This is a genomic window from Rhodococcus sp. NPDC080181, from assembly GCF_040702225.1.
Classification (GTDB): domain Bacteria; phylum Actinomycetota; class Actinomycetes; order Mycobacteriales; family Mycobacteriaceae; genus Rhodococcoides; species Rhodococcoides fascians.
In genome coordinates this window covers 1-5,532 of the sequence record NZ_JBFBKN010000053.1, presented here as the reverse complement: position 1 = coordinate 5,532, position 5,532 = coordinate 1, and the positions used below count along the sequence as shown (strand labels likewise).

Sequence of the window (5,532 nt, the reverse complement as noted above, 5' to 3'; positions counted from 1 at the left end):
CTTGTCACACCAGTGGAGGCACCGGCATCATGAACCTGCCGGACACCGACACGTCAGGTCGTACACAGACCGACACGTGAGGTCGTCCACCGATAACCCTATTCGGATTATGTCGCGGTGTCGGTGTCTGCGAGAGCTATCGACCTCGATGACCGCTCCAGAGCAATCCTGGTGACGCTCCGACCACAGGTTCCGTAATTTCTGTTTCCGTTGCCAAGACAAGCCAGCTGTTGGTAGCGTTTGCCTACGCTCACCGAGCGCCTGTGGCACGCACCTTGTAGTAGTCGGGGCGGCCTCCACGTCTTTTTCGGACGTTCCACTCTCCTGCCCGAATTCTGCCTGACGCTGCTTTTAAGCGTAATGGCGTCTGGGCAGACGGACCTTACGAGGAATCAGTGCGGAAGAAAGTCGTGAAGAAGCCAGCAGTTCGCTCGTTCGCAAGGTTGTTGGCTACTGGTCTTACCTGCTTGGTCGTCATCGCGGCACCTAGCGTCACCGCCAGCGCGCAACCAGTCGAGCCCAGCCCCTCGGGGGGCGACTCCGCTCCGGTGGAGGTTCAGGTGCCGTCGATAAACGAGGCGCCGGGCGACATAGAGGGCACTCCACCTGGCCAGAATGCGCCTCCAGTCGAGGTGCCACCGGACTCCGGAGCGACGACCACCTCAGGTCAGAAGGTGGTCGAAAAGCGGAGTTCTCGCGAAGTGACCGACCCTGCCGAAGCGGAGGAAATTGCACAAAGGCTGACACAGAAGCATGCCGAGGAGTCGGGTATATCTGCACGCCAATCCGGTCCTATATGTTTCCAAACACGTTTTCAGTCGTGCAAAACATATTCGACCATCGTCGAGCAATTCATTCAACCCAATTTCCCTAACGGCCCGTTGGAGCCGATCGGAAACTGGGTCATCGACGTCACTCTCCAGGTCCGTAGCCCTCTTCAGACACAGACCAAAGAAAACGTGATCCAATTCTACGGCGATGTCTCGTCGACTTCTCCAACAACCACCATTCCGGGTACGTACTCTTTCCAACTCGTTGTTCTCGATCTCGCCAACGACAGCACCACTACCTATCCCGCCTACGTTTTTCCGATGGTCATCGGAGGGACTGGGTACCAGCAGTACGAGCATTATGTGACGAGAAACGCGACAAACGCGTTCGACAAGCGAACGCTTCAATTCATATACATTGGAGACTCGCCGGCGAACGACTTGGATGGTACTCCCGTTCGCACGCGCACCACCGGCCAGCAATTCAGGTGTGATGCTGCTCAATCAGTCAACTACGGCACCGGCTGCGTCAACCCGAACGAGAAGCCGACTGTCCAGTACACCCAAGCAGCGTTCCCGAACATATCTCAGACAGTTAAGGCTGGCCAGGCTGCCTTTGGTTTCGGAATTCCTGGTACTGGCGCGCCGCTGACTCGTGGAAATTCTGCTGACAATCAGGCAAATCGGGACGCCGCATGCCCACGGTCGTCACAACAGCGGTTGGATCTACTCGGCGAGAAACCTCTCAACATGAAAGACCCATCCTGCGATGAATACCCTTTCGCATCGACCGTGCAGGGCGGCTACGGGTCGACCGTCCGATGGGTCCCTCTTACCGAGAACAATAAACAAGGCACCCTTATGGTCGAATTTTACCGCGGGAACAGAGTGATGCCCGGTGACGACTACTTCGTTTCGGCAATCGGCTGAACGAGCCCGTTTCATCTTCAGAATCCGATAAAAGGTACCCAACGGAAAGGCCTCGAACATGAGAACTCGACCACTACGTAAAACAGCTACCATCGCCGCCCTGCTAGGAGCGTTGGTGCTCGCCGCTCCAGGCGCTGCTAGCGCGGACGTTGTCACCGGTTGGGTCGGCCCAGCAGGAAGTAACGGCGCAGGTGTTCAGTTCCTGAACACCTCCACAATCATCAATTCGCCCAACCTGACCGCACAGTCGAAGATCTACTCTGTCTTCGGCCAGCAGGTCGCACCCGGTGACATCGGCGTGCGAGCTCGACTGTTCAAGAGCGGAGCATTGTGTGAGGCTGTCGGCTACAAGTACAGCTCCACCGGTACAGCTTCACTGACACTGGGCACGACCGCGACCTGCGGGACAGGTTCGTACAACAGTCACGGTTTCACTGCGGTATGGGATGGAAGCAAATACCGCGAAGCCCTGACTTTCCCGAGCAACCCGCTGGACTGGACCGCCCCGGCTGCCCGGTCCGCGACCACCTCCGAGTCCGAAACGACCACTGTCGAGTCGGGAACCAATGCAGCGGGTCAATCCTTCGGACCGGGCGACACCGCACCGTCCGACGCGGAATTGCCCGACCTCGTCGCTGCGATCGGCACCGACGGAGTGCAGGGATACATCCTCAAGCAGGACCTCGACAGCGGAGCCACGTCGCCGGCCGAAGCTTCTAAGCTGCGCAAGCAGAACATCGACGGCACCGAGGTGTTCGGATCTGCCCCTAAGACTGTTCCCGTGTACGCGGAGGACGGAACGACTCAGGTCAGCGAGTTCGCGATTTCCTGACACCGTCGATGGCCGGTCCCGGCGTTCTCGGGGCCGGCCATCGAGCTGCGGTTATGCCGGGCGTCGCCGTGGGGCGGGTTGCGGCGGATAGAAGACTTTCATCGCGGCCTGTAGATCCAAACTCGATGGATCCAAGAAGATCGTCCAGTAACTGTCGATCAGGGGCAGATGAATGCCATACCCCCTCCCCCCGTGCTCGAGGACTTCCAACATTTCGTCGCGACCGACTTTTAGATCAGGTCGGTGGGTTTGACCAGCCAATACGGTGTATGTGTCGTACAAATCATTATTGAGTCTCGCGGTCAGGGTGGGTGCGTGGTTCGCCTCGAGATCTTGTCGTAGTTGCTGAACGACTGGTGTCTCCTCTGCGCGGTTTGCAGCACCGACCAAATCCTCATGGTTCACGCTCCGTTCCGCCGGAAGCGGCTCCGCGGGTGTACCGCGGTACACCCCGTCAGGGTCGGCCTGGGAGCGCAGCTCGTCGAAACTCAGGTTTGCTATGGACAGGTTGTTCTCCACCACCGCGAGTCGACTGGGAATCACGCGGAACGAGGCAGGTGCGACGCCTTCTGCAATATCGAGGACGAGAACGGGATGCTCGGGCTGTTCACACGCTTGTCGGTCGACCACAAACACGTAATACGGCGGTGGTGACGGGATCAATTCGGCAAGATCGGTTGGTGTCAGGTCACTGAACTCGCTGTCGTCGACCACGGTAAGGAAAGCCTGTGCCTCGGTTCCGTCGGCTTGTCGGTGAGAAGCTTGGGCATCAGCTGCAATCTGCTGCCAGACATCGTCGGCGGCGAAATGGGTACGAACGAGCAGGGATTGACCTTCCGGGAGAGTAGGCATAGCTCGACACTACCTCTCCGGCCTGTCATCGGACGGCCAGTTGCTTTGTCTCGCTGAGTAACCCGCACATATAAGCTTTAGTCAGCGTTCATACGTTCGGCAGCTGACGGGGACGGATATTCAACTGCGCTGGTGAGCGCGTCAAGACCACCCACTGCGGTGTTGTTCCCGTTGATGGAACGTCTGGCGGCGTGGTGTAGCTGCGTCAGAGCGATTGCGCGGGCGGTCATCTCGGCGATTTCGGCGGGTAGTGGTGGTCCGTCGATGGTTCGGATTCTCATGGCTTCGAGTGTGGCATCGGGTACCGACAGATTGTGTTGCGCTGCAACGGGTTGAAGCCTGAACCGCGCGTGCACGAGCGGCCCGTCTGCGCTGTGGTCGGGGTGTAGCAGTGCGGAGCGCAGCGGAGTTCGATTCGGCGGACGCCCGCAGGGTGGCCCGACCCTGCTCCCTCACGCTTTCCCGATCCCAGGCAATGGAGAAGGCCCGCACCCGGTGTGGGGTGCGGGCCTTTCGGTCTACGGGCTGTGAGCCGGTGTCAGGGCTGTTCGGCTGGTGGGGTGGTCGGGCGCCCTTCGGCGGCGTCACGGATCCACTGGGGTACCTCGAGGCCGTCGCGTTCGTACAACGCGACCGATGCCCGTGCTGCGGCCCGCGCGACCTGTGGTCGGGCTGCGGTGGTGCGCTTCTCGGTGGTGGTCATCGTGGGTCCTCCTGCTCGTTCTGGTTGTCAGTGTCCTCGGTTTGTGCCGGTGACGCCAGTGCTCGCCACAATGCCCGGGTCGCGACGGCGCGCAGGACGTCTCGGTCGGTTCGGGTGATGAGCGGCGAGTCGGTCACCGGTGTGTAGATGTCCCATCCCAGGGCGGCTTCGGCTTCGTTGTCGCTGGTGGTGCGTTCGAGGCACCAGGTGATTCGTTGCCAGGCTTGGGCGCGTTTGTCGGCCACGGTGCGTTGGCGGACGGTCAGGGCGACGCCGACGACGGCGAGGACACCGACGATCAGGGTGACCCAGGCTTGAGCGGGCATCAGGGGCTTTCCTTCCAGGGGGGTGCGGAGTTGGTGCCCCAGTGCCGTGATGCGGCACTGGGGCGGGTTGGTCACAGTCGGGAGGTTCCGCGGACTATGTCGCCTTCGATGTAGGTGAATCCGTCTCCTCGGCCGTCACGGAGCGCGAAGTGGTAGTCCGCTTGGATCCAGACGGTATCGAAGTGTCCGGCGTCGGTGAGTGTGCCGAGTAGGTCTCGGTCGGCCCCGTTGGGGAAGAACGCGACTCCGGATGAGGGCGGGTAGTAGCGGCCCAGGGTGTCGATCAGCGTTTCGACGCTCCGGCATTCGGCGGCCGCGTCGAGGGCCTTGTCGTAGATGGTCCAGTAGTCGTCGTTGTCGTTGACGGTCATGACTTTTGCTCCTCTGTCTGGTCGATCGGTGGTGGGCGTGGCGGGTCAGTAGTCCTCGTCCCACCGCTCCCCTGCGTAGGTGGGGTCGAAGTCGGCGGGCGCGTGGGCCGGGTAGCGGCGTCGGAGGTCGTCCTCGAGGTCGAGGCGGTCTTGCCAGTGCTTGTCGCATCTCGGGTGCGCTACTCCGGTTCCGGACAGTGCGTCCCGGTATTCGACGTCGCCGGTGCAGTCGGGTCCGTCCGCGATGCAGGTGACGGTCTCGGTGTTCGTGGTCTCGGTCATAACTGTTGCTGCCCTTCGGAACTGGTGCCGGGTCGGTCTTGCGTCCTCCCCCCGTTTTTTCGCCGTTTCTGGCGTGAGGAGAGAAGGCAGCGCACGGGGCCGACGGGGCAACCCTTCGGCCGGACAGTTTTCGTGGGAGCGGAGCGAGCACGGGACGAAAAGTGTTCGGAGCCTTCGGTCGTAGCGCAGCGGAGCGAGGGGTTGAGGCGGCGGGCACGAGTGATGAATGCTCGCCGGTAGCCAGAACCGCAGTGAAAAAACGTCTGTGCTCTTTCCACGGTGCGGAGCGAAGCGGAGCTCGATTCGGTGGACACCGCAGGTGGCCTGATCCGCCGGCCGGAACATTTCGGCCGGCGAATCTCCCGGTGCACCTAGACGGTATGGAGGTCTTGGCTGGGGCCCCTCCGCATGTAAGCGTGGGTTGCCGACAGGAGTGGGTCCTGGCCGGTAGAGCCACAGATGTGGG

General features: G+C 61.2%; 8 protein-coding genes. 2 read left to right on the top strand and 6 right to left on the bottom strand.

The annotated features are described in order from the left end of the window. Window positions 1-701: 701 nt before the first annotated feature. Entirely contained in the window at window positions 702-1,700 is a 999-nt protein-coding gene (locus tag AB0O58_RS26610; RefSeq protein ID WP_032401328.1) for a NucA/NucB deoxyribonuclease domain-containing protein, read from the top strand. Between the two features lie 115 nt (window positions 1,701-1,815). Next, on the top strand, window positions 1,816-2,532 hold the full coding sequence (locus AB0O58_RS26605; RefSeq protein ID WP_052061712.1) for a hypothetical protein: 717 nt from the start codon (window positions 1,816-1,818) through the stop codon (window positions 2,530-2,532). Between the two features lie 51 nt (window positions 2,533-2,583). On the opposite strand, the gene AB0O58_RS26600 is transcribed toward AB0O58_RS26605, so the two are convergent. The 6 genes from AB0O58_RS26600 to AB0O58_RS26575 form a co-directional block, all read right to left on the bottom strand. Next, window positions 2,584-3,384 carry a hypothetical protein gene (locus AB0O58_RS26600; RefSeq protein ID WP_052061711.1) on the bottom strand — a complete coding sequence of 267 codons (801 nt, stop codon included), beginning with the start codon at window positions 3,382-3,384 and terminating at the stop codon, window positions 2,584-2,586. 77 nt (window positions 3,385-3,461) lie between these two features. After that, complete coding sequence (locus AB0O58_RS26595; protein ID WP_141215061.1) at window positions 3,462-3,665, bottom strand: hypothetical protein; 204 nt, start codon at window positions 3,663-3,665, stop codon at window positions 3,462-3,464. 257 nt (window positions 3,666-3,922) lie between these two features. Beyond that, on the bottom strand, window positions 3,923-4,087 hold the full coding sequence (locus AB0O58_RS26590; RefSeq protein ID WP_155288773.1) for a hypothetical protein: 165 nt from the start codon (window positions 4,085-4,087) through the stop codon (window positions 3,923-3,925). After that, window positions 4,084-4,413, bottom strand: a complete 330-nt coding sequence (locus AB0O58_RS26585) for a hypothetical protein (protein ID WP_366239030.1) — start codon at window positions 4,411-4,413, stop codon at window positions 4,084-4,086. Before AB0O58_RS26585 ends, AB0O58_RS26590 begins: the two co-directional genes overlap by 4 nt. Before the next feature lie 71 nt (window positions 4,414-4,484). Next, window positions 4,485-4,784, bottom strand: coding sequence for a hypothetical protein (locus AB0O58_RS26580; RefSeq protein ID WP_032401326.1), 300 nt, complete (start codon window positions 4,782-4,784; stop codon window positions 4,485-4,487). A gap of 45 nt (window positions 4,785-4,829) precedes the next feature. Further along, a complete protein-coding gene (locus AB0O58_RS26575) occupies window positions 4,830-5,066 on the bottom strand; it encodes a hypothetical protein (protein WP_032401325.1) in 237 nt (78 codons plus the stop codon). Window positions 5,067-5,532: the final 466 nt, after the last annotated feature.